21 protein-coding genes and 4 pseudogenes are annotated in these 23,120 nt (G+C 36.9%); 8 read left to right on the top strand and 17 right to left on the bottom strand.

What is annotated here, in order from left to right:
- Positions 1-195 precede the first annotated feature (195 nt).
- Positions 196-1,212: an alcohol dehydrogenase AdhP gene (gene adhP, locus BAMF_RS29915; protein ID WP_013352392.1), complete on the top strand. Its 1,017-nt coding sequence runs from the start codon at positions 196-198 to the stop codon at positions 1,210-1,212.
- A 150-nt stretch (positions 1,213-1,362) separates the two neighbouring features.
- On the opposite strand, the gene BAMF_RS29910 is transcribed toward adhP, so the two are convergent.
- Complete coding sequence (locus BAMF_RS29910) at positions 1,363-1,872, bottom strand: DinB family protein (protein ID WP_013352391.1); 510 nt, start codon at positions 1,870-1,872, stop codon at positions 1,363-1,365.
- Positions 1,873-2,202: 330 nt separating this feature from the next.
- Between BAMF_RS29910 and BAMF_RS29905 the strand changes: the two genes are divergently transcribed.
- The gene (locus tag BAMF_RS29905; protein WP_013352390.1) at positions 2,203-2,625 is read left to right on the top strand and encodes a hypothetical protein; all 423 of its coding nucleotides are present in this window, start codon (positions 2,203-2,205) and stop codon (positions 2,623-2,625) included.
- A 191-nt stretch (positions 2,626-2,816) separates the two neighbouring features.
- Here BAMF_RS29905 and BAMF_RS40745 read toward each other — a convergent pair whose 3' ends face one another.
- The 11 genes and pseudogenes from BAMF_RS40745 to BAMF_RS29855 all read right to left on the bottom strand — a co-directional run bounded on the left by BAMF_RS40745 (position 2,817) and on the right by BAMF_RS29855 (position 9,790).
- Positions 2,817-3,227, bottom strand: a complete 411-nt coding sequence (locus tag BAMF_RS40745) for a DUF421 domain-containing protein (RefSeq protein WP_076983292.1) — start codon at positions 3,225-3,227, stop codon at positions 2,817-2,819.
- A 60-nt stretch (positions 3,228-3,287) separates the two neighbouring features.
- Positions 3,288-3,341: pseudogene (locus BAMF_RS42120) on the bottom strand (hypothetical protein); the annotation flags it as partial.
- A gap of 247 nt (positions 3,342-3,588) precedes the next feature.
- Complete coding sequence (locus tag BAMF_RS29895) at positions 3,589-5,082, bottom strand: phospholipase D-like domain-containing protein (protein ID WP_013352389.1); 1,494 nt, start codon at positions 5,080-5,082, stop codon at positions 3,589-3,591.
- Between the two features lie 352 nt (positions 5,083-5,434).
- Positions 5,435-5,942 (bottom strand): annotated as a pseudogene (locus BAMF_RS29890) (DUF421 domain-containing protein).
- Between the two features lie 115 nt (positions 5,943-6,057).
- Positions 6,058-6,918, bottom strand: coding sequence for a DUF421 domain-containing protein (locus BAMF_RS29885; RefSeq protein WP_013352388.1), 861 nt, complete (start codon positions 6,916-6,918; stop codon positions 6,058-6,060).
- A gap of 29 nt (positions 6,919-6,947) precedes the next feature.
- Entirely contained in the window at positions 6,948-7,154 is a 207-nt protein-coding gene (locus tag BAMF_RS29880) for a DUF1657 domain-containing protein (protein ID WP_009336483.1), read from the bottom strand.
- Between the two features lie 11 nt (positions 7,155-7,165).
- A complete protein-coding gene (gene spoVAE, locus BAMF_RS29875; protein WP_013352387.1) occupies positions 7,166-7,516 on the bottom strand; it encodes a stage V sporulation protein AE in 351 nt (116 codons plus the stop codon).
- Positions 7,513-8,532: a stage V sporulation protein AD gene (spoVAD, locus tag BAMF_RS29870; protein WP_013352386.1), complete on the bottom strand. Its 1,020-nt coding sequence runs from the start codon at positions 8,530-8,532 to the stop codon at positions 7,513-7,515. Before spoVAD ends, spoVAE begins: the two co-directional genes overlap by 4 nt.
- Positions 8,532-9,011, bottom strand: coding sequence for a stage V sporulation protein AC (gene spoVAC, locus BAMF_RS29865; protein WP_013352385.1), 480 nt, complete (start codon positions 9,009-9,011; stop codon positions 8,532-8,534). Before spoVAC ends, spoVAD begins: the two co-directional genes overlap by 1 nt.
- A gap of 17 nt (positions 9,012-9,028) precedes the next feature.
- Entirely contained in the window at positions 9,029-9,502 is a 474-nt protein-coding gene (locus BAMF_RS29860) for a YhcN/YlaJ family sporulation lipoprotein (protein ID WP_009336487.1), read from the bottom strand.
- Positions 9,503-9,583: 81 nt separating this feature from the next.
- Complete coding sequence (locus tag BAMF_RS29855) at positions 9,584-9,790, bottom strand: DUF1657 domain-containing protein (protein ID WP_013352384.1); 207 nt, start codon at positions 9,788-9,790, stop codon at positions 9,584-9,586.
- A gap of 484 nt (positions 9,791-10,274) precedes the next feature.
- Between BAMF_RS29855 and BAMF_RS41525 the strand changes: the two genes are divergently transcribed.
- A complete protein-coding gene (locus tag BAMF_RS41525) occupies positions 10,275-10,415 on the top strand; it encodes a hypothetical protein (protein ID WP_013354185.1) in 141 nt (46 codons plus the stop codon).
- A gap of 401 nt (positions 10,416-10,816) precedes the next feature.
- Positions 10,817-11,269: a hypothetical protein gene (locus BAMF_RS29845; protein ID WP_041481646.1), complete on the top strand. Its 453-nt coding sequence runs from the start codon at positions 10,817-10,819 to the stop codon at positions 11,267-11,269.
- Positions 11,270-11,518: 249 nt separating this feature from the next.
- Here BAMF_RS29845 and BAMF_RS29840 read toward each other — a convergent pair whose 3' ends face one another.
- Positions 11,519-12,094, bottom strand: coding sequence for a recombinase family protein (locus tag BAMF_RS29840; RefSeq protein ID WP_001169292.1), 576 nt, complete (start codon positions 12,092-12,094; stop codon positions 11,519-11,521).
- 147 nt (positions 12,095-12,241) lie between these two features.
- On the opposite strand from BAMF_RS29840, the gene BAMF_RS29835 reads away from it, so the two are divergent.
- From BAMF_RS29835 to BAMF_RS29825, 4 genes are all read left to right on the top strand, one after another.
- On the top strand, positions 12,242-15,208 hold the full coding sequence (locus BAMF_RS29835; protein WP_000684982.1) for a Tn3 family transposase: 2,967 nt from the start codon (positions 12,242-12,244) through the stop codon (positions 15,206-15,208).
- 529 nt (positions 15,209-15,737) lie between these two features.
- Positions 15,738-15,836 carry a YjcZ family sporulation protein gene (locus BAMF_RS40740; protein ID WP_014470361.1) on the top strand — a complete coding sequence of 33 codons (99 nt, stop codon included), beginning with the start codon at positions 15,738-15,740 and terminating at the stop codon, positions 15,834-15,836.
- A 512-nt stretch (positions 15,837-16,348) separates the two neighbouring features.
- Complete coding sequence (locus BAMF_RS29830; RefSeq protein WP_013352382.1) at positions 16,349-17,464, top strand: response regulator aspartate phosphatase; 1,116 nt, start codon at positions 16,349-16,351, stop codon at positions 17,462-17,464.
- Positions 17,461-17,583: a PhrK family phosphatase-inhibitory pheromone gene (locus BAMF_RS29825; protein WP_038462791.1), complete on the top strand. Its 123-nt coding sequence runs from the start codon at positions 17,461-17,463 to the stop codon at positions 17,581-17,583. Before BAMF_RS29830 ends, BAMF_RS29825 begins: the two co-directional genes overlap by 4 nt.
- A gap of 170 nt (positions 17,584-17,753) precedes the next feature.
- Here the strand turns inward: BAMF_RS29825 and BAMF_RS42245 are convergent.
- The 4 genes and pseudogenes from BAMF_RS42245 to ppsA all read right to left on the bottom strand — a co-directional run.
- Positions 17,754-17,920: pseudogene (locus BAMF_RS42245) on the bottom strand (hypothetical protein); the annotation flags it as partial.
- Between the two features lie 432 nt (positions 17,921-18,352).
- Positions 18,353-19,375, bottom strand: coding sequence for a 2,3-butanediol dehydrogenase (locus BAMF_RS29820; RefSeq protein WP_013352381.1), 1,023 nt, complete (start codon positions 19,373-19,375; stop codon positions 18,353-18,355).
- A gap of 183 nt (positions 19,376-19,558) precedes the next feature.
- Positions 19,559-20,096: pseudogene (locus BAMF_RS29815) on the bottom strand (TetR/AcrR family transcriptional regulator).
- Positions 20,097-20,470: 374 nt separating this feature from the next.
- Complete coding sequence (ppsA, locus tag BAMF_RS29810) at positions 20,471-23,023, bottom strand: phosphoenolpyruvate synthase (RefSeq protein WP_013352379.1); 2,553 nt, start codon at positions 23,021-23,023, stop codon at positions 20,471-20,473.
- Between the last annotated feature and the right edge of the window lie 97 nt (positions 23,024-23,120).

Genomic DNA, 23,120 nt, shown 5'->3' with positions numbered 1-23,120 from the left:
GAGAGCGTGTCTATACTATGGAAATTCCGTTCATGGAAGACGACAAAAAATCCGTGGGAACTTCCCTGCATGCCGCCTCAATCGATTTTTAGAAACACTTGTCTGCAAATAAATGTAAGGGTTTTCAAAAGGAGGTTATTGTGCTAAATTGTAATCCAAGTATTATTTTTCCAATAAATGAAAGGGGTGTATTTTTTGAAAGCCGTAATAGCGACGAAAGACAAAAATATAGCGATCGTACAAAAAGAATTACGTCCTTTGCGACATGGTGAAGCCAAAGTTAAGATGGAATACTGCGGTGTATGTCATACTGACTTGCATGTTAAAAATGCTGATTTCGGGGATGTGACAGGCGTCACTTTAGGTCATGAAGGAATAGGCATTGTAACCGAGATTGGTGAAGGCGTATCAAGCCTGAAAAAAGGAGACCGCGTCTCTATTGCGTGGATGTTTGAAAGCTGCGGCCGCTGTGAATATTGCTTAACAGGCCGTGAAACCCTGTGCCGTGATGTAAAAAATGCCGGCTATACAGTTGATGGCGCGATGGCTGAAGAAGCAATCGTAGCGGTTGATTATGCAGTGAAAGTGCCTGAACATTTAGATCCGGCAGCAGCAAGCAGCATTACTTGTGCAGGCGTAACAACTTATAAAGCAGTAAAAGTCAGTGAAATTAAGCCTGGTCAATGGATCGGTGTATTTGGAGTCGGCGGTTTGGGCAACTTGGCTGTTCAATATGCAAAGAATGTCTTTAACGCTAAAGTGATTGCTTTCGACATTAGCGATGAAAAGTTGAATTTTGCTAAGAGCTTAGGTGCTGACGCGGTTGTAAACAGTTTAAACGAAGACCCTGTCGAGAAGGCTAAAGAAGTGACCAGCGATTTAGGACTTGATGCTGCGGTCATTACCGCTGTCTCTAAAACCCCTTTCAATCAAGCGATTGATGTTGTAAAAGCAGGAGCGCGAGTAGTTGCTGTCGGTTTACCGGTAGATAAGATGGACTTAGATATTCCCCGTCTTGTGTTAGATGGAATTCAGGTAGTAGGTTCATTAGTAGGTACCAGAGAAGACCTGAAGGAAGCTTTCCGATTCGCTGCAGACGGTAAAGTTGTACCTAAAGTGACAAAGCGCCCGATCGAAGACGTGAATGATATATTTGAAGAAATGGAGCAAGGTAAAGTGACCGGCCGTATGGTTATAGATTTTACTTGTTAATATATAAGATTTCTAATCATTGTAGCTGCCGGGAATAAGCCGGCAGCTTTTGGTTCTATTCTTGCTCATTGCCCCATCTTGACTGAAAGAGACTTGCCAATTTAAAAAAGAAGTTTTAAGAGCCGCTTGACGGTTATTAATTTGCAATGACTATCTGGCCTCATCCTGATACCAATATAAAGAAAGGTCATTCATTGCCAAAGCGTAACTTTGTTGTCTTAACATAGTTGTTATGTTACCTCGATGATAAGTACCGTGATTCGCAACATGGAATAAAATTTCTGAGTAAGCAGTTTCTCTGGAACCTAACCAAGGATTCTTCAAATTTATTTTTTGTTCGAAATCTGTTTGGCTATTAATCCATTCTTCAAACTGTGAAGCCAGTTCTTCATAAGACTTAGTAAATTCTTCTGCAGAATATAAATGAGACCTTTCTGCATAAGCCATAGAAGGTTCTAATGCTTCCTGCATGTCTATTCCTTTAAGTACTTGCAGCCACATAACATCCGCCGCGTAGATGTGACTAAACGTTTGTGCAATTGTAGGATATGAACTGCGAACCTCTTCGTAAAGAACGCCGCTTGGTAATTCCTTCATTCTTTCTAATAGCGCCTTATTCGCCCAAACATGGTACTGATACATATTTTTCGCATGGTTCATTTAAACATCTTCTCCTTTAAGTTGATACTTGCATTATAAAAAAAGATGTATGACAGCAGATTGTCATACATGTTTATAAACTTTCATTATTTTTTCGGCTTCAGCGATTAATTTTGATTGCAGCTGCGCCGGTTCTGCTATAAGTTTGGCTTCAGAACATGGGGGTGAAATCATCTTCATGCTTTGAACCAGTCTGCTCCAGTATATTATGACATTTTTTTGTCTACCTTAAAATTTCCTTATTTCCTTATACTGAAAAAGGAGGGATTTTTTTATAAATATTGTAAATATATAACTGTATCATATTCACTATTAAGAGGAGGAATACTAATGAAAAAGAAAATTATTGCCGGTGCTCTTGCTTTTGGATTAATTCCACTGATGGGGACTGCAGATGTATCTGCAAAAGCCTTGCCAAATCAAGATAAAGTCATGAAACCTGCTGGCTGGTCATGTGACGCTCCGTATATTGCTTGTCAGCCTTTTTCTGGTGGTACTGGTAAGGTTTCATTCAACTATCAGGGCAGCTCTCCGGGGAAAATCAGAGTTTTTGTTGCGAATGACGGCAGCAAATCTTTCAAATTCACAATTTATTATCCTAATGGGAATACACTCTTATCCACTACGACACTGAATGCAGGGAAAACTTTTATTCAAGAATTTAGTGTTAACCAAAAAGGAGAATACCTCCTGAAATATGATAGCGGCACTGGTGATAGTGTCGATGGTTTCTTTAGATCTGTTGAGATTTAAATTTTTTAGGAAGGGGTAGCGTCAGGAAAATGCGGATTTACAACGTTAAGGAAACCAAAATATAAAAAGTCTAATTTCTCGGTGTTATAAGTGAAAAATTAGGCTTTAGTTACTTCATTAAAGCGCCTGATTGTTGAAGACTAAAGTTTATATTCACCAAGAAAATTGATGTGCTCTTATCCTAACAAATTTTATTTAGGACTTACATGTATGCCTTCACTCTCTCGCCAATCTGCGTAAAGTATACGCTTTACATTATCATATCCATTGGTAGTTAATTGGTTATCTAACCACTGTTGATCAAATCCGAGTTCATGTAAATTATCCCATAAAATTTCCCCATCTATAATTAACGATGTTGGGAGGTCTACTGGACTTTCTGGAAGATTGAGATCTGGTTTTTGATACTTGGATTTTAATAATAAACTTATTTGCCCATTAGCTTCCAATATACCGTATTTGACTTCGCGAACTGAAAAGACATTATTTTGACGGAGTATACTCAATACTTGATTTACATCTCTGTCCATAACACCATCTCGAATGATGATGTTAGGATTGCCTAATAAGAGAGAACGTGTCGATTTATTTTTTAGAGTCATAAACTCTATTCCCAACATAAGAAACGTCCACAATCCGATGGCATATAAAAAATGAAAAATCCCTACCTTATCTTCATAAATGTTATTTCCTAAAAAATCTCCAAGTACTAACACAAAAACTAAGTGAAACGGGGTTTAACTGATAGATGGATGTTCTGCCTGTTATGATAATGATAAAAAATAAAGTTGCAAAACCTACTATGACTTTGATTGTCAGTAAACCCAAAAAAACTTCACCCAAAATTTATTCCTCCATTTTATATTTCACTCGATTTCAAAAATCCTCATGTTTTAAAATATTTATATTACAACATGTAAGCTAATTAAAATCAGAAAGATAAATAATACCGGTTTTTTCAACTTATAATAATGGAGAAAGCACGCGAGCACCCTGTTCAACAATGCGCTCGGTCAGGGATCGTTGCAACAAGTCTTCAATTCTTAATGGTACAGAATCAGTAAGATCCCTCTCGAACTGCTCTGTGAGTTCCCTTGCCACATCAGCACTGTACACGACTTGACACACCTCATAATTCAGGCGAAAACTTCTCATATCATAGTTTGCTGAGCCTACGGCAGCAATCTCCTCATCGATGGTCAACACCTTCGCATGTATCATTCCTTTGTCGTACTGGTAGATTTGAACTCCAGCTTCTATAAGTTCTCCGTAATAAGTACGGCTTGCAAGACCCACGATTTTTTGATTATTGTGGCGAGGAACCAGCAATCTTACACGGACACCACGAGTTACTGCTGTCTTTAATGCCATGATAATATCCGTTTCTGGTACAAAATAGGGTGTTGTTAAATCAATAGTCTTGGTCGCCTGTGTTATACATATAAAGTAAGCTTGCCGAATGACTGGGGTAGGAATTCCAGGGTTTCCTTCCAACGTATGGATATACGCTTTATGCAATGTCCTAGTTTTTCCGGATATGTCCATTTCTTTATCATCAAGGGTGCTCAACTCTGATCCCAATTCGGCTGACCATTTGGAATGATCTGCTCTGCCGATTGAATTGATTTTCGTTACCTCTGATTTTGTTTTCAAATTTGTTTTTGATTTTATCCTTTCCGGCACAGCGATTTCCCAATGAACATCAAAAACAGTCTGCAAGTCGCCTGTTGCTTCCCCTATAATTTGCAAATGAGTGTCCCTCCAAAATCCTACGTCTGGCTTTAATCCTGTATATTCATACCCAACGTTCATACCGCCAGTAAAGGATTCCTTTCTGTCAATCGTCACAATCTTACAATGATCCCGATAATTCCAATTGGACAAAATCCAGGGAAATCGCAGAGGAAATATTGTCCTGCATTCTATCCCTGCTTCAACCATCTGCCGGATTTTTTCACGCGGGAATTTATAACTCCCCAAGCTATCTCTCATAAAACGAACCTGCACTCCATTTAATGCTTTTTCGATTAGCAGTTCTGTGATTCGATTACCAATTTGGTCGTTCCGATAGATGAAATATTCCAGATCAATGGTTTCTTGGGCTTTTTGCAGGGATACAAGGAGTTGATCATATTTTGCTATCCCATTGTTAAACACTTGGACTTGGCCCATTCGAAGCCCATTCACAGTGAAATGCCGTAAAGCATTGGCAATTACCGATGCTGAAGCACCGAATGTCTCAGGTAATTTGTTAGATTCATTTTTAGAACAGGTCAATCTTTTTCGATGAATAAACCTAGGGTTTGATATGCTAAGATATAGCCAGAAACCAATGACAGGTAAAAAAAGGACGATTATTATCCAATTCAAAGCCTTGGCAGGCCGACGAACTTCCCAAATTGCTATGAATAAGATAAAGAACGTATTTAACAGGTATAGATAAAAAATCCACTCCAACTGGAATCCCTCCTTCTGTTACTCTTAACATGTACAAACTATGTAACCAGTATACGTATGGAATATGAAGGGATTGTCTGTTATATATTATGGACTACCTTTATAAGAACTTGTATAAGATATTAAGAACGAAAAAAAGAGAATTAAGGTTGGGAAAGTTCTGACATCAAGAAAGGCGTAATGATCTGGGCACTGTCCTAACTAGAGACTTAGTGATTTTGAAAATTACCATCTGGTAAATTCCTAAATATAGGTATAATTTTTTATAAATTTGGAAAATGAAAGTGGTAAATGCAACAAGAAGTAAATAAGAGAAAACATTAATTTATATTGGGAGGAAATCGTCTTAAAATTAGTCGTTAACATCTTTTTTGTTAATGGTTAATGAATGATCGGTATCTCTAACAGCAGCATAAAAAAAATCTTTGATTTGAAGATATCCCTTTGCCTTTAGTTCTTCCTTTAACCACTTTTCATTTTTGTTGATAAATTTTAATTTACGCTTTTGCACTTTCCCTTCAATGACAACGGCTATGGGTAATCCGCGGTATTCCACTTTCATATGTAAATCTTTTGGAGTAATAGGAACTAATTCTTTTCTTGGAAAAATGCTAATTTCACCTGTTGCTTCCAAAATCGCATATTCATTATCGTGAATATCCGGATATCCTGTTGTTCTTAAATTAGACAACAGCTCAGGTAAAGGATATCTACTTTCCTTTAACTTTCGATTAAGATAAAAAAAGAATCGCTCCAAAATCATGAGGGGTAAGTTGGGCTAGAGCTGATTTCCCTAAAATATTTACTGCTACAATAAACACAATATAGATAAAAATAACTTTAACTAAAAAAATAGACACTTCTAACACCTCGTAAAAAAATTCACCTTAGTCCGAAATTGGACTAAGGTTTTTAAACTTATTTCAATTAAAAATGGTATCTTTTTTTCGTCATGTATGAATCTAAGCTAAATCCTTATCCTTTTAAAATAGGGGTCACTTTATCAATGGCTTCTTGTAATTTTTCACTGTTTAACCTATACATTTGTTTGGCGTCTTTTGATTCCGTTCCAAGAGCAAATAGTTCTAAGTCTGCTTGACATTTTTTCAAGGTTGAAAGAATTAAGGGTCTTTCTTGTGGGGGTGCGACTTGTAATTTATCGTCAAACAGATCAATCGTTAACTCTCCGTAAGAATTAACCTGTCCCAGAAATACATTTTCAATCGTTACCCCTAGTTTTTCTAATTCAGTTTGTAGCCAAGCCCGACTTCGTCCAATCGTGGCTAGTGGTTCATCCATTATTGTACCATCCATAATAATGGTCTGAGGCTCCTTGATTGAAGCAACCTTCAAGTTTATATCCTTTGCTGTTAAAGGTTGATTTTCTTTCTTTAGCATCACAGATAAATCACCTGTTGCCTCTAAAACAGCAAATTCTACATCAGAGACTTGAAAGACATCCTTCTTGCGAAGGAGATCTAACAGTTCATCTGTCGTATATCTTTCCTTTTTTAAATTATCTTCCATAATCTTCCCATCTTTGATAAATACAGTTGCTTTTCCTTCTATAAAATTGCGAAAACGTTTACTTTTTAATGAAATTAAACCAGCGAAAAAGGGAATAACCGCAAAAATGACAATTCCAATAATTCCGTGAAAAATGTTCCGTTCAAGTCCTATAGCCACTTCTGCACCAATATTCCCAATAGAAATACCGGTGACATATTCAAAGAAAGTTAGTTGGGAAATTTGCTTTTTCCCTAACCATTTTGTAATGAAAAGTAAAAGAGCAACAAATAATGCTGAGCGTACAGCTACATCTAACCATTCAGGCACTGCTTACACCTCCTGTAAATATAGTTTTTCTAGAAACCTTTGTACTGAAGTTCCTCTCCTTCTAGTTCTCCTACTCTTTTTTTTAAATCTTTTGTTACTTCGTGTACTACCATCATAGCCTCATGCAAAGTTCGCTTCGATTCATCATCAAGAGTCCGTAATGCTAAACTTGAGAGACTTGCTTCTACCCCTTTTAGACTGGCAAAACACTGTTTAACATCTGATCCTACTGTCATCCTAATTCTCCTTATCCTTTTGGCTTAAAAATTAAAGCTCCTATCATGCCGAAAACAATGGCAGCTGAAATACCAGAACTAGTTACTTCAAACATTCCTGTCAGTACCCCAACTAACCCATGTTTTTCTGCTTCCTGCATCGCACCATGAACAAGCGAATTCCCAAAATTTGTAATCGGAACGGTAGCCCCTGCCCCAGCAAAATCAATCAAAGGCTCGTATAGTCCAAATCCATCTAAAAGCGCCCCAATCACTACAAGAGCACTTAAGGTATGACCTGGTGTCAATTTAAATACATCAAACATAATTTGCCCAATGATACAAATTAAACCGCCTACGACAAAAGCCCAAAAATAGATCATGTTAATTGTTCACCTCCGTATTCAATTGACACTGCATGGGCGATACAAGGAATTGTTTCATTTTGCTGAAAGGACAACGGTGAAAGCAAAGCACCTGTAGCCACAACTAACATGCGTTTAAATTCACCATTTTTCATGCGGTTTAATAAATGCCCATAAACTACCGTTGCTGAACAGCCTGCACCGCTTGCCCCTGCAAGAACGGGTTGTCCTTCCCGATAAATCATAAGGCCACAATCTTGGTATTGTTCTTCACTAATAGGAGTTCCATGCTTTTTAAATAGATCCATGGACACTTCCTGTCCGATTTGGCCAAGGTCACCGGTTACAATTAAATCGTAATAAGATGGCTCAACATTTCGTTCCTTTAAATGGGCTTCAATGGTATCAACCGCAGCTGGCGCCATAGCTCCTCCCATGTTAAATGGATCTGTCAATCCCATATCGATTACACGACCAATTGTGGCAGATGTGACATGAGGTCCTTCCCCAGAATCACTTAATAGGGCTGCACCTGCACCAGTAACCGTCCATTGTGCCGTAGGTGGCTTTTGTCCACCATACTCAGTTGGATACCGAAATTGTTTTTCAACAGCTGTATCATGACTGGAAGCTCCTGTTAACAAATATTTCGCTCCTTTTGTATTTACAATATAAGCACCTAGAGCCAGTCCTTCCATCGAGGTAGAGCAAGCACCGAATAAGCCAAAATAAGGCGCTCCAATCGTTCTGCTAGCGAAACTTGTTGGGGTGATTTGATTGATTAAGTCCCCAGCTAGGATAAATTGAACTTGATCCTTTTGTATGCCCCCTTTTTCCATGGCTTTTTGGCAAGCCTCTTCAAAAAGGATTTTATGTGCTTTCTCATAGGAATCCTGCCCAAGCCATAAATCAGCATGAAGAGTATCGAAATCATCTGGGATAGCACCATTGGCTTCAAATGGTCCACCAACGGTTCCAGTGGAGATAATGACAGGCTTTTGTTCGAAGATCCATGTACGATGACCTGCTAGCATTATAAACCACCCCACTGGATTAAAGTGGTTTTAATTAAGGCAATGACAAAAGCAGAAAAAACACCAAATAAAATAACCGCCCCCGCTAATTTAAATATGTTGCCACCTACGCCCAGTACAAATCCTTCGCTTCGATGCTCAATGGCAGGCGATATAACCGCATTGCCAAAACCTGTTACAGGTACAGCTGTTCCAGCCCCACCAAATTGGGCCATTCGATCATATACGCCAAAACCAGTAAGAAGCATTGTAATAAAAATTAACGTACCCACCGTCGGATTTCCGGCCGTTTGCTCAGTAAAATCGAAATAATAAATGTAAAAGTCTGAAATAAGCTGACCAATCAAACAAATAAGTCCACCGATTAAAAAGGCCTTAATACAATTTTTAACAACCGGTCTTTTGATCTCTCGTTGTTTTTGCAATTTTTGATATTCCTGTTGCACAGGAGTAAGTTGTTTCTTTTGATTGTTAGACATAACTCGATCCTTCCTCTTTAGGTTTGTTCCTTCATAAGACTTTTCAGTTTGTTCAAATCATTTTTTAAGTTCTTCTTATTCATATCGTTTTTTTTCAGTCTTTGCTCGACCTTTTCAAGTTCCCAGAATATTTTTTTATCAGTCGAAACAAAAACTTTATAGTCGGGATATTTTTTTTCTAAGTCGGATTTTACTGACTTCTCGATACTCTTTAATCGAAATCGATCAAAATTCTCAACTTTAATCGCTGCCATAAGCTCTTTATCAGTATTCACAGCTTTTACGTCTGTAATATCTTCCTTGGCAATTATCTTTTCTTTCGCATGATTGGCAACGGATTGATCAATTGGCTTACTTGTATGTACTTGCGAAATACCAAAAGTACTATTACCTTGAATAAATTCATTTTGATTACCATTACATCCTGATGCGAAACCAATGACCATTATAATAAAAAGTAGGTTTTTCAATGTGGTTATTTTATCTTTCAAAAAAATCACCTCCATGTTTTTCCATTATTTGAACAGCTGAAAAAGGTTGGTTAAGAGGCCAACCTTTTTTCGCCTTACTAATTACTGTTGTTTGTATTGAGGTTCTTCTTGTTCGATTTGTTGAACACGTGGTTCAATGCTGTCTACAACGGATTGGGTTTGCTTAGCTGCATCTTGGTAAAGTTGCTTAGCTTGTTGATTATCTGTACTAAGAGCAAATGTTTCAAAACTTGCTTGAGCACTTTTCAATCCTGCTAGAGCTGTTTTAACGTCATTTATTACTGTCATGATAATTTCCTCCTTCTTGAATTTTTTTTTACTCTTTTATTTTGCTTTATGGAGAATTTTTTATTCAATGATTTTTGGGAAATTTAAATCTAAATTATTTTTGACGTATAGCTCCATTTTTTCGATAATAACCCCTTTTCCATATCCCCATCATTTCTTCTATTTCTCGTTGACAGCAATAGCTCTTATAACTTTTCATTTTTTCTTTTCTCAACTTCAATTTCTTTTACACCCCTACCTTTATAAAATAAGATGATTGTATTTCCTGAAAGGACTAATATTTTTCCCATTTTTCGGATATTGTCCCAAAGTTTTAAGAGTTTCTCCCTCTTAATCATCCTATTTATGGGTATTTAACATTGAAAATGTAATAACAAAGATAAACGCATGCATTTGTCGCCGTATTAAGGTTTGTCTAATACATAAAAAGGAACTGTTTTGTTATTAAACATCAAATTTTTCATACATTTTAGAAGGTGAAAAAATGACAACAAAACAAAAAAGGAAATCCTTTCAACGTTTAACGTTAAAACCAAAAAAGGACATTGAAGAAATAAAACTTGGGATTAAACTGGGAGAAAAAAAGGAAACCAAAAATCCGAGATTGGGCGAAAGAGATGTATAGCTATATTTGATGGGGATTAATACAGAATTACAGGTAGGTGACATTGTCAAATTAAAAGTTGAAGATGTGAAAGGGAAAAATTCTTTTATATTCTGGAAGGCAAGACAACAAAAAACAGAAAGTAAATATTAGTATGCTATCTAATAGAATTGATAAAAAAATTGGATACATAATTGTTTCAAACTGGTAGAGACCATATGTATGAGCAGCAATTAATGTTCCATATTTTTCGTGGGTCAGGCAAACTCTTGTTCATCTAGACAGTAGGCTGATTGATTATTGATGCTTCTTTCTTAACAAAACACCTAAGTGATTCTCTGTGCATATACTGTATCATTACTACAGGATTATGATTAAATACAACTCAATCCATACATAAAATAATCAAGGAGAGGTTAATTTTGAAAATTCCAAAGACAGCCAAAGTTAGTATCCCCTTTCCATCCGTATGGGGGATTGATGCTTCTATTGCGGGGAGATCCATTATTAGAGGTATACTTACCATTGATTCCATTGTAGACAACAAAGTAGTAGGTACAGTTAATTTTCGTGGTATACCTATTCCGATTAATGGGTATTGGGACGAAAGCGCTAAACAAATAAGTTTCGATTCACCATATGCCTCCTTTTTTGGCAACTTGACAATAATTGATGAGACCGCTATAAGCATTCGGCATTTCATTTTAAGTGGACGGTTTATAATGAAACCTCCCTCTTTGCTGGCTGGTGAATACGGAAATTGGATTGCTACAACCTTTACAACCCGTTTGGGACCTCCCATATATACTAATGTTTTACCACCTGCTGGTGCCTTTACAGTCTCAAGTATGCTCTTGGGACAGCAATTGTTTTAATTAGACCATGACTTTATAAAAACAACCTTCCTTTGTGACTAAGGTTGTTTTTTAAAAGTGTTCTCGAAAAATACAGCCTTGCTTTAAATCTGAGTTTAGCGTATATCTCCGTTAAAATGTACTCGGAACCCTTTGATGATCGTGCCTAGTTAGATAAACAAATATTGATACTTCCTTATAGAAATAGCCTGCTTGGTTAGGTACGTTGTTTCACAATCCCCGGAAATTTTTAATATAAGTAATGAATGCTTATTTTTTTCCTTCCGATAGCTTTCTATATAAAGAAGCTCTAGATACATTTGTAATTTCACAAATTTGATTTACAGTCATATTTCCTTCTTTATATAGCTTTACTGCATAATTCATTCCTGCGTGATTTTTATGATATTTCTTTAACCGTCCTTTAAACTTCCCTTCTTTCTTTGCGAGCTCAATTCCTTCACGCTGACGCATACGAATAAGGTCTCGCTCTAATTGGTTAACACCAGCCATTACCGTAATTAAGAATTGGCTATATGGATTATCTTCTGATAAATCTAGCCATGTATCCTTAAGTGATTTTAAGCTTGCCTTTTTATTTCGTATTAAATCAATCAATTCAAATAAATCTTGCGTACTTCGAGTGATCCGAGTTAAATCTGTAACATAAATAATGTCACCTTCCTGTAAATCCTCTAACATTTTTTGAAGTTGTTCACGATCTTTTGTGGCTCCTGAAATTTTTTCTTCATAAATAATATCCATTCCAATTTCGTTCAATTGCCGAAATTGCCTTGAAGGATTTTGGCTAGTCGAACTGACGCGTACATAACCGATTTTCTGCAAAATTTCACCTCGTTTTTGAGACAAGTCTTATGAGACACTCTTAACTATGATTTTATCAGTCTACTATACTTGTATCAATAGAGTACACTCTATTTATATATAATTGAACTAATTAACTGAATAATTATGGAAATGGGATGATACTGAATGAAAATTGCGAGAGGTAGAGAATTGCTTACACTGGAACAGAGGCAGGATTTTATGCAAATCCCTGAAGATGAATGGATATTGGGGACCTACTTCACTTTTTCCAAACGGGATTTAGAAATAGTTAATAAGCGAAGGAGAGAAGAAAACCGTTTAGGGTTTGCTGTTCAATTAGCTGTTCTTCGGTATCCCGGTTGGCCATACACTCATATCAAAAGCATCCCGGAATCAGTCATACATTATATATCGAAACAAATCGGTGCCACTCCATCTTCGATTAGTCTTTATCCTCAAAGAGAAAATACACTTTGGGATCATTTGAAAGAACTTCGAAGTGAATACGACTTTGTAACTTTTACTCTAAGAGAATATCGAATAGCATTTAAGCATCTTCATCAATTAGCTTTTGAAAATGGCGATGCCATACATCTACTACATGAATGTATAGATTTTCTAAGAAAAAACAAAATCATACTGCCTGCTATTACTACACTTGAAAGAATGGTGTGGGAGGCAAGGGCAATGGCTGAAAAGAAACTGTTTAATACTGTTAGTCAATCTCTTACAAATGAACAAAAAGGAAAGCTTGAAGAGATCATTACTTCGCAGCATCCATCCGAATCCAATAAAACGATATTGGGTTGGTTAAAGGAACCGCCGGGTCATCCTTCACCCGAAACATTTCTAAAAGTAATAGAACGACTCGAATACATACGAGGAATGGAATTAGAAACGGTACAAATTAGTCATTTGCATCGCAATCGCCTGTTTCAACTATCTCGCTTAGGCTCAAGATATGAGCCATATGCATTCCGTGACTTTCAAGAAAATAAGCGATATTCGATATTAACCGTCTATTTATTACATCTTACTCAAGAGTTAACGGATAAAGCTTTTGAAATTCATGATAGACAAATACTTAGTCTGTTATCAAAAGGCCGTAAGGCTCAAGAGGAAATTCAGAAACAAAACGGTAAAAAGCTGAATGAGAAAGTTATACACTTTACGAACATCGGACAAGCTTTAATCAAAGCAAAAAAGGAAAAATTAGACGTTTTTGAGGTTTTAGAATCCGTTATCGAATGGAATTCTTTTGTCTCTTCGGTCGAAGAAGCTCAGGAGCTTGCACGCCCTGACGACTATGATTATTTAGACTTACTGCAAAAACGATTTTATTCACTTAGAAAATATACGCCAACGCTATTAAGGGTATTGGAATTTCATTCTACAAAAGCAAATGAGCCACTTTTACAAGCTGTTGAGATTATCCGTGGAATGAACGAATCCGGAAAGCGAAAAGTGCCTGATAACTCACCTGTGGATTTTATTTCAAAACGTTGGAAAAAGCATTTATACGAGGATGATGGTACAACAATCAATCGTCATTACTATGAAATGGCTGTTTTAACAGAACTTCGGGAGCATGTTAGGGCAGGAGATGTTTCCATTGTTGGCAGCAGACAATATAGAGACTTTGAAGAATATTTGTTTTCAGAAGATACATGGAATCAAACGAAGGAGAATACAAGATTATCAGTTAGTTTATCATTCGAGGATTATATGACGGAGAGAACCAGCAGCCTTAACAAAAGGTTAAAGTGGTTAGCTACCAATTCCAACAAGTTAGACGGGGTTTCTCTTGAAAAAGGAAAGCTGTCAATTGAACGCTTAGAAAAAGATGTTCCAGAAGAAGCAAAAAAATTTAGCGCAAGCCTGTATCAGATGCTACCAAGAATAAAATTAACCGATTTACTGATGGATATTGCTTATATAACAGGATTTCATGAGCAATTTATTCATGCTTCCAATAATCGAAAACCGGATAAAGAAGAAACAATTATTATTATGGCTGCTCTTTTAGGAATGGGAATGAATATTGGTTTAAGCAAAATGGCTGAAGCAACACCCGGACTTACATATAAGCAATTGGCCAATGTATCACAATGGCGCATGTATGAAGATGCAATGAATAAAGCCCAAGCCGTATTAGTAAATTTTCATCACAAATTGCAATTGTCCTCCTATTGGGGAGACGGTACAACATCCTCGTCCGATGGTATGAGAATGCAGATAGGCGTTTCATCGCTACATGCAGATGCAAACCCACATTATGGAACTGGAAAAGGAGCCACCATCTATCGTTTTACAAGTGATCAATTTTCTTCTTATTACACAAAGATTATTCATACTAATTCAAGGGATGCGATTCATGTTTTGGATGGTTTGTTACACCATGAGACGGATCTAAATATAGTAGAGCATTATACAGACACGGCTGGTTACACAGACCAAATATTCGGACTGACCCATTTATTAGGATTTAAATTTGCTCCAAGAATACGAGATTTATCAGACTCGAAATTATTTACAATAGATAAGGCAAGTGAGTATCCAAAATTAGAAGTCATTTTACGTGGACAAATAAATACAAAGGTCATTAAAGAGAATTATGAGGATGTTTTGCGATTAGCTCATTCTATAAGGGAAGGAACAGTTTCAGCATCCCTTATTATGGGGAAATTAGGTTCTTATTCAAGACAAAACAGCTTGGCTACAGCCTTACGTGAGATGGGCCGAATAGAAAAAACGATCTTTATTTTGAATTATATTTCGGATGAATCATTAAGAAGAAAAATACAAAAAGGATTGAATAAAGGAGAAGCCATGAATGGACTGGCAAGAGCTATTTTCTTCGGAAAACAAGGAGAGCTTAGGGAACGAACCATACAGCATCAATTGCAAAGAGCCAGTGCCTTAAACATCATTATCAATGCCATCAGTATCTGGAATACTTTACATCTAACAAAGGCAGTTGAATATCAAAAACGGTCAGGTAGTTTTAATGAAGAATTATTGCACCATATGTCACCTCTAGGTTGGGAACATATTAATTTACTTGGAGAATACCATTTTAATTCGGAGAAAATGGTCTCGTTAGATTCTTTAAGACCCTTGAAACTTTCTTAACGTTGTTAAAACTGGGGGAATAGTCGGGGAAATGGGCTTAGCGTTGTAAATCAGCATTTTCCTGACTGTACCCCAGGAAGTCGGCTGTTTTGCCGACTTCCTTTTACAGCCAGCCATTCTCTTCAAACCTGATAGATAATGTGTCTCCAAACGGCCTCGCACTTCCACTCATTTGATTCTTTTTTGTTATTTGTCGTATATTGCGCTTGCCCGGGAAATGAAGAATCATTATTTCTGATTTATTTCCCTTACCTTATTCATTCATGCGAGGTAACTTCCTAAAGGAGTGAACATGTTCCAATTAAGAAATCGCAAAGGTAAAATGGCATCCCCTCTTTAAAGGTTCTTACTCTTAACTAAACATTCATGTCCATTGCTTAAGAACCGAAAGTGATATTTCATTCATCAATCCTTCTTTTTAACCCTCAATTTAGACAAAATCTTCATTTTTTCTCCTTTAGACTTACATCTATGTCGAAATTTATCGTTCGGCATATTATATACTATCCTAACAACAGGAGGTGGCAATATGGGAAACTACGGTGGAAATTATGGTGGAAGCTCTTTCGTATTGATCGTTGTGCTTTTCATTTTGTTGATCATTGTAGGTGCTTCTTTCCTTTATTAGTACATTGACGAACCATATTCGTCTCCCAAGAAAATTGCATCTCTCAGTTCGGACAGACGCCATAAGATCTTTTTATGGCGTTTTTACTTTTGAAAACAGATAAATAAATATTAGGAGAGTTTTCTCCCTTTCTATAGCTGCTATTGTCTTGATTTGGCTACATACAAAATCTCAATAGCTAAACAAAGCACGAACTTTTCTTGGGAAAAGCAACCAGGCGCTCTTATGTTTCTGGAGGGACAAAGGTGATACTGGCGCAACAGGTGCTGCCGGTAAAGATTGAAAATCTGCATATGATTTAGCTGTTCAGCAAGGATTCATTGGAACATTAGATGAGTGGCTTGCTCAGTTAAAATCAATAAATTAAACAAACGATCTCCTCCTCGTAATGAGAGTAAGGGATTTTCAAATGAGAAACCCCCGAAAACCTTACATCCTTTTACAATTTTTTCAATAGCTATGTTATGATTATCCTCGAGAGATTTTTGAAATTTTCAGAAAGAGGGGTTTGGATGAGCAAGATCGCTTCAGAAGTTGTTGCAACTACACTGAATGATTGGTACATTGCTATAAAGAAACAAAAGGTAGATGAGTCAATAAAATATTACTCAGAGATAAAGAAACTGTTTGATGAGATGGAAGAGGATCAAGAAGTTCTTGCATATTACAGTTTGTTAGAAGAAAGACATAAAATGTTACTGCATTCCTCACGTGGAGAACCATTACCAAAACACACTTATTTCACTGCAGACAATGAAAGTTTCATAAAAAGAACAAACGATAAATTGGAATATAACTTTTATTTATTTGAAGGAATGTACGAGGCATACAACAAAAACTATGATCGAGCAATTAACTTATATGGATTAGCTGAGAAAAAACTTGCAGAAATTCCAGATGAAATCGAAGCAGCTGAATTTTACTCCAAAGTCTCCTACTTATACACTCTAGTTAAACAAAGCATTGTGGCACAACACTATATAAAGAATGCAATTACAATATATAAACGACACCCTGATTATAAATGCAAACTGGCTACTTCAACAATGATTGCGGCTGCAAACTATGCTGATATGAAACGGTTTGAGGAATCAGAAATATATTACTTAGAAGCAATTGATATTGCAAAAGAAACAAAAGATGAATTTTTAGAATCTCAGTTATTTCACAACCTTAGCATTGTTTATTCTGATTGGGACAAACCTGATAAATGCATTAAATCTCTTGAAAAAGCTGTAGGAAATGAATCCTGGTTGAATTCAATTTATTATATAAATTCTTTATTCATGATGATTAAGGAGCTATTTAAAATTGACGAAAAAATGAAAGCCATTGATTTTTACAATAAAGCACAGGGAAGACTCATATTAATGGAGAATAAGATATACGAAGCCAAAATCAGCATCCTATACCACCTTTATTGTGGTGAGTTAAAAAATAACTTCAATAATTGCATTCGTTATATTGAGTTTTTAAAACAACAAAATGACCTTGAAAGTGTAGATGAATTGGCCTACTTAGCTGCAAAAAGGTTTGAATCAATAGGTGCTTTTGAAGAAGCAACAAGCTTTTTCAATGAAAAGATTTGGGCTGAACAGAAAATGAATCAGGTGGAGGGAATCTTATGAAAAAAATTGTGCTTTGCGTATCTATTTTAACTGTAATTTTAAGCGGGGCAGCTTTAACGCAATTGAGTACGGATTCACCATCTAACATCCAAGTAGCTGAAAGGCCAGTCGGAGGTTAAAAAATGAATTTAGCCCTGCTCATATGAGTGGGCTTTTTATTTTGTCTCCACCAGTCAGCCCATCTCTGTGAAAGCGCAGTTCCTTCAGGTGTTTCTTTTCTTTTCATTATCCAATTCAAATAAACTCAACTATTGTTTTGGTTCGATGACATCCACTGCAAAGCTCACTTTTGACCAACTTTATTATGTCCACGTGCCTTCTTGCGACTTCCTCACAAATCTCCAAGAGAACAGCTTTAACCCCTTCCTCGGGGAGCGCCAATTTCCGACAAATAATTCCCTATACATGATAATACAGTTGAAACATTATTATTCTAAATTTCTTCCAATTCAACTCTTCTTTATTCGACCAAAACAAGAACAAAGGTTCAATTTAAATGTGGGGTAATAAAATTTCCCTGTGTCCCGCCCATGCCTATCCAGCTAAGCCTGTTTAAATTTAATTTTACGTGAGATTTTTCTAAAATATAAGGTCAGTTTATTTAAAAACGGGAAAATCCCATATTAATTAAAAATACGGGATTTTAATAATTCGGTTTCTTGTTTAACGTAACACTTATTCGAAAAAAATTCATTAGTTAAAGAAAAATTCAGATTCCAGCCTAAACATCTTGTATCGTCCTTCAAGTTACAAATGATTCAAGCAACTCCTTGTCTCTTGTTAACTGACTTCATAAATGCTTGATATGCTTGACAAAAGGTATCTTTTACACCTGAGCCATCCGACTTTCATCACCACATAAGCAAAAGGTAAGCTCCAATATTTAAATTAATGTGCGCCACTTAATTTAACTAGAATTTTTGCTTGAGATTTATCATTAATTAACGCATCAAACCCTTGTTCAGCGATATTATCTATATCAATTTTACTTGTAATAATTGATTGCGCGGGTAATCTTCCATTAGCAAATAATTCAATGACCTCATTGTAAGTTTCATTGCTGTATCCTACAGACCCCATTAATTTTGCACCACTAAAGATTAGTGAAGCAGGAACATTAAATTGGATATCTTGCGTGTGGAAGCTGATAACCATCATTGTGCCACGAACTTTAGTTGATTGAATAGCTTGGTGAAATGTTGACTCGACACCTGCAGCTTCAATTGCAACATCTGCTCCATCTGGGAATAATTTTCGAATTTCTTCAACAGGGTTTACTTCTTTAGCATTAAAAACGTGTGTCGCACCCATTTCAGTTGCTTTATCAAGTCGACTATTAAATAGATCAATAACAATAATATTAGACGCGCCTGCAGCTTTTGCACCTAAAACAGCAAATAGCCCAATAGGACCTGCTCCATAGACAACGACAGTATCGCCTTCTCTTACATTTGAATCCTTAATGGATTGGAAAGATACAGCTGCTGGTTCAACCATGGCTGCCAATTCTAGCGGTAAATGATCTGGAATTTTAAAAATCGTTTTTTGTGGAAGTATCACATATTCAGCAAACCCTCCGTCGATTTGTGCACCAACTGCGTCTAAAGTGATGAAACGTTCAGTTTCAGCATTTGAAGGATCTTTAAGCATCATTGGGTAGATACATACTCTGTCACCTTTTTTAAATTTTGTTACATGAGAGCCAACCTCTGCAATTTCACCAGAAAATTCATGTCCAAGTACCGTCTTCTTATTCATTGGTACTGAATCTGGATGCAAGTATGCATGCAAATCAGAACCGCAAATACCAGCCCATGCCACTTTAATTTTTACATCATTTGGTTGTAATTCTTTCGTTCCTCTTTCCTCAATACGAATATCTCTTTCACCATACCACACTGCAGCTTTCATCAAAAATCCTCCTTTAATTCATTTTTCAAGCATGAAAGCAATTTTCTTTTGCTCTTACTTGACTCATAACTCCTTTCCTCCTTTGCTATGTTCATTAATCTATCACAGGTTTTGACGAAAACGATGAGCAAAAAATAACACATGTCTCAAAGTGAGACATGTGTTTTAAAGTGGTTCATTAATCTATAAATTCTTAGAAATCTGAATTAATTCTTCTTTTGTATATGAATATTCATTGCTTAACCATTTTTTTATAATCTCAAAAAAAACCACTGCAGTAGAAATCGCATAGTACCATTGGGTAATCAGAATTTTGGATTTGTTTAGAAAGCGGATCATTATATTCCATTGAAATTTCATATAAATTTTCTGCACCAAATTGAATCAATTTTTCGTATAACTCAAGGCTATTATTTTTACTGGTAAGATTAAAAAACAATTCCCGATTAAGATCTACGTATTCGATTATTTCCTCAAACAATGTATGTTCTTGATCTAAACCTCCCTTTGTTTGTTCAAAGAGGTTTATCGCGATGGAATTTGATGCATCACTAAATAGCTCATATTTATCTTCATAATGACGGTAAAATGTGCTTCTATGAATCATTGCTTTTTCACAAATATGATTAATTGTGATAGATGAAAATGTTTTTTCTTTTAATAACTCCAAAAACGCATCCTTTATTATGGTTTGTGTGCGTAAACGTGTAAAATTACTCAATTCAAGTTTCCTCCTATATTTAACTCCTAAGTAATGATTGAAATTTTAATAGTTTGCATAATCCTATTTTCTTATGCCTAAATTAATAATAATTATGAAACGAGAAGAATAAAATAAACCTGGACTCATGTGAAGCGGAAAGGTTTTATAATTTCCTGCACTTGTTCTTTTGTCCTACTATAATATGTCCAAATAAAAGCCCAGCTACAAGGGCATTCCCCATAAAAAAAGCCGGAATCCTCCTTAAGAGGTTCCAGCTTTTTTTATTGTTTGATCTTTGTCAGTTCAGTGGAAACTTTTTATCATTGGTACAAATGCTGCTTCCATCACCAGTAACCCCTAGTTTAGGGCATATGAAGGGGGTATCTGACGGCTTATAATATTTCAATGCAGCCTTCTGTTCCATGAACGCGGATTCGCTGCCCATCTTTTATCAATCTGGTAGCATTTTCAACTCCGACAACTGCAGGTAAGCCATATTCACGCGCTATAACCGCTCCATGGGTCATCAGTCCGCCAACTTCGGTGACCAGACCTTTTATGGATACAAACAACGGTGTCCAGCTGGGGTCAGTAAAGGAGGTGACTAATATATCTCCCTCTTCCAGATCAGCATCTTCCATATTTAAGATGACACGTGCTCGCCCCTCTATAACTCCGGAGGAAACAGGCAGACCTGCAATCGCACCGGCGGGAAGATTTTCTCGTTTGTACTTGCCTGTAATGATTTCACCATCAGACGTGATAACACGCGGCGGGGATAGTTTTTCATATAATTTGTACTCGTTTTTTCGTTTGCTGATGATTTGATAATCCAGTTTATTTGCGCGTACGGCTTCATGAAGTTCTTCAAAAGTGAGATAGTATATGTCTTCTTTTTCATGAATAACGCCCGCTTCCACGAGTTGTTCGGCTTCTTTCAGTAAAGCCTGCTTATAAACGAAGTAGCGACTGACCATGCCGTATTTCGGATATTCCCTAAACCCGCTGAAATTCCGGATGATGCTGATCATTCGTTTTGTTTCTTTGGCTTTTTGTTCACCATCCGGTAATTGCTTCAATCGATCTAATAACTCTTGTTCTTTCTTCAAAGCTTCCTGTCGCCCTTGCTCAAATTTCCGATGGTTGGCATTAGGCACACTGTTATTGATATTATTTAGAATCATTGGGATAAGTGCAACCGGTTTTTCGCTCCATCGAGTTCTTGTAATATCAATTTCTCCGACGCACCGCATTCCGTATTTGTTGAGATAATCATCAATAGCGTCCCTGGTTTCCTGCCCGCCCTCAAACTTAACCAGCTCATCCATAAAGTGATCATCTTTTACCTGTTGTAAATAATCAATGACTTCTGGATAAGGACGTATCACATCTGCCACATCCAATAATGCCAAACCCATTTCCGAAGTAATATTGCTCGGTACAGATTGAGAAAGCATATCTGCTGCGTTTTTTTCACCTAACCACTCGTTCATTTTTTCGTTAATCCATGATGAAGCATTCATGGCAGCTCGAATTACAGCCGAACTTTTTGGGTCAAATAAAATCTTCTTTAATTGCTGCCCGATATCTTCCAGAATAAATTCAAACAAATCCGCTCCAGATTTCGTTGTGATATTTTGTTTTAACTCTTCGATCGATGTTTGGCTTCTTTTGATCAAATCCGTAACTATTGTCGGATCGTTTTCAACTTGAGCCAGCATATCTGTATTGCCTTTGAAGGGATTCGGTGCTGTTTTATCAGGTATCGACTTAATGAAATCCCGTCGCTCTATTATGGTCATAAGTGCGTCTTTTAAGAGCGGATCGTGCTGTCCCATGCCATTTAATAATCCTTCTCTGCTGTCAGGTGATGCCAGATGATGTGTGACATCAACAAATAATCTTCCGCCAGCTTTATGCATGGGTGCAGAAGTAGTCAGCAGCCAAAAAGACAATCCAAGCGGTTTTATGGGATCTGTCATCATTTGTTGATGACCGACAGAAATATAGACGTGATTTTCTTGATCGCTCGCTTCAGGAACGGGGTATAACGTTGTGATCGGACGGCTCTGGACAATATAAAAAGTATCGCGGACCAAACACCATTCGATATCTTGCGGCTGGCCAAAATAAGCTTCGATCTGTCTTCCTATGCGTGACAGCTGTAAAATTTGTTCATCAGTCAGTGTTTGAGTCTTTTGCTGATCAGGATTGATTTGCTGTGTTTCTGTTCCGCCTTCTTTTCGTCCATTGATAGCCAATTTTTTGGTTTCTATTCTCTTATCGACGATTTGCCCGTCCCGTACTTTATAACAATCGGCAGAGACCAACCCAGAGACCAATGCTTCACCAAGTCCAAAACCGGCATCGATGGATAACACCTTTCGGTTGGAGGTAATCGGATCAGCGGTAAATAAAATCCCCGAAGCCTGAGGGAACACCATCCTTTGAATGATAACTGATAAATAAACTTGGCTGTGGCCGAATCCATTTTGCATCCGATAGATCACCGCGCGATCTGTAAATAGGGAAGCCCAGCATTTGCTGATATGCTGCAAGATTGCATCGACGCCGATAATATTTAAATAGGTGTCTTGTTGACCGGCAAAAGAGGCATGTGGTAAATCTTCAGCAGTCGCACTAGAACGTACGGCATATGCATGTTCCTCGCCAAACCGGGAGAGATAGTGAGAAACTGCCTCAACGACATCGGAAGGAATTTCTGCTTCCATAATGATTTGCCGAATTTTTCTGCTGATTTTACCAATTTGATCTCGATCCTCAACTTTCAGCATGGTCAATTGATTCAACAACGATTGTAACGTTTCGTTTTGTTCGATGGCTTTTCGATATCCTGCTGTTGTGACACAAAATCCTTCTGGGACTTGTATACCTTGAATTTTTGATAATTCTCCTAAATGTAACCCTTTTCCCCCAACGAGCAAACGCTATGTTTTTTCCATTTCATGTAAACCAAGTACCAAAGAACTCATTCTGCATCTTCCCTTCAAAAAAAATTGACAAGAGCTTCCTAGCATGATA

Origin of the sequence: Bacillus amyloliquefaciens DSM 7 = ATCC 23350 (assembly GCF_000196735.1) — a bacterium.
Classification (GTDB): domain Bacteria; phylum Bacillota; class Bacilli; order Bacillales; family Bacillaceae; genus Bacillus; species Bacillus amyloliquefaciens.
The sequence above is the reverse complement of the archived record's forward strand: the minus strand, read 5'-3'. Positions and strand labels throughout refer to the sequence as shown.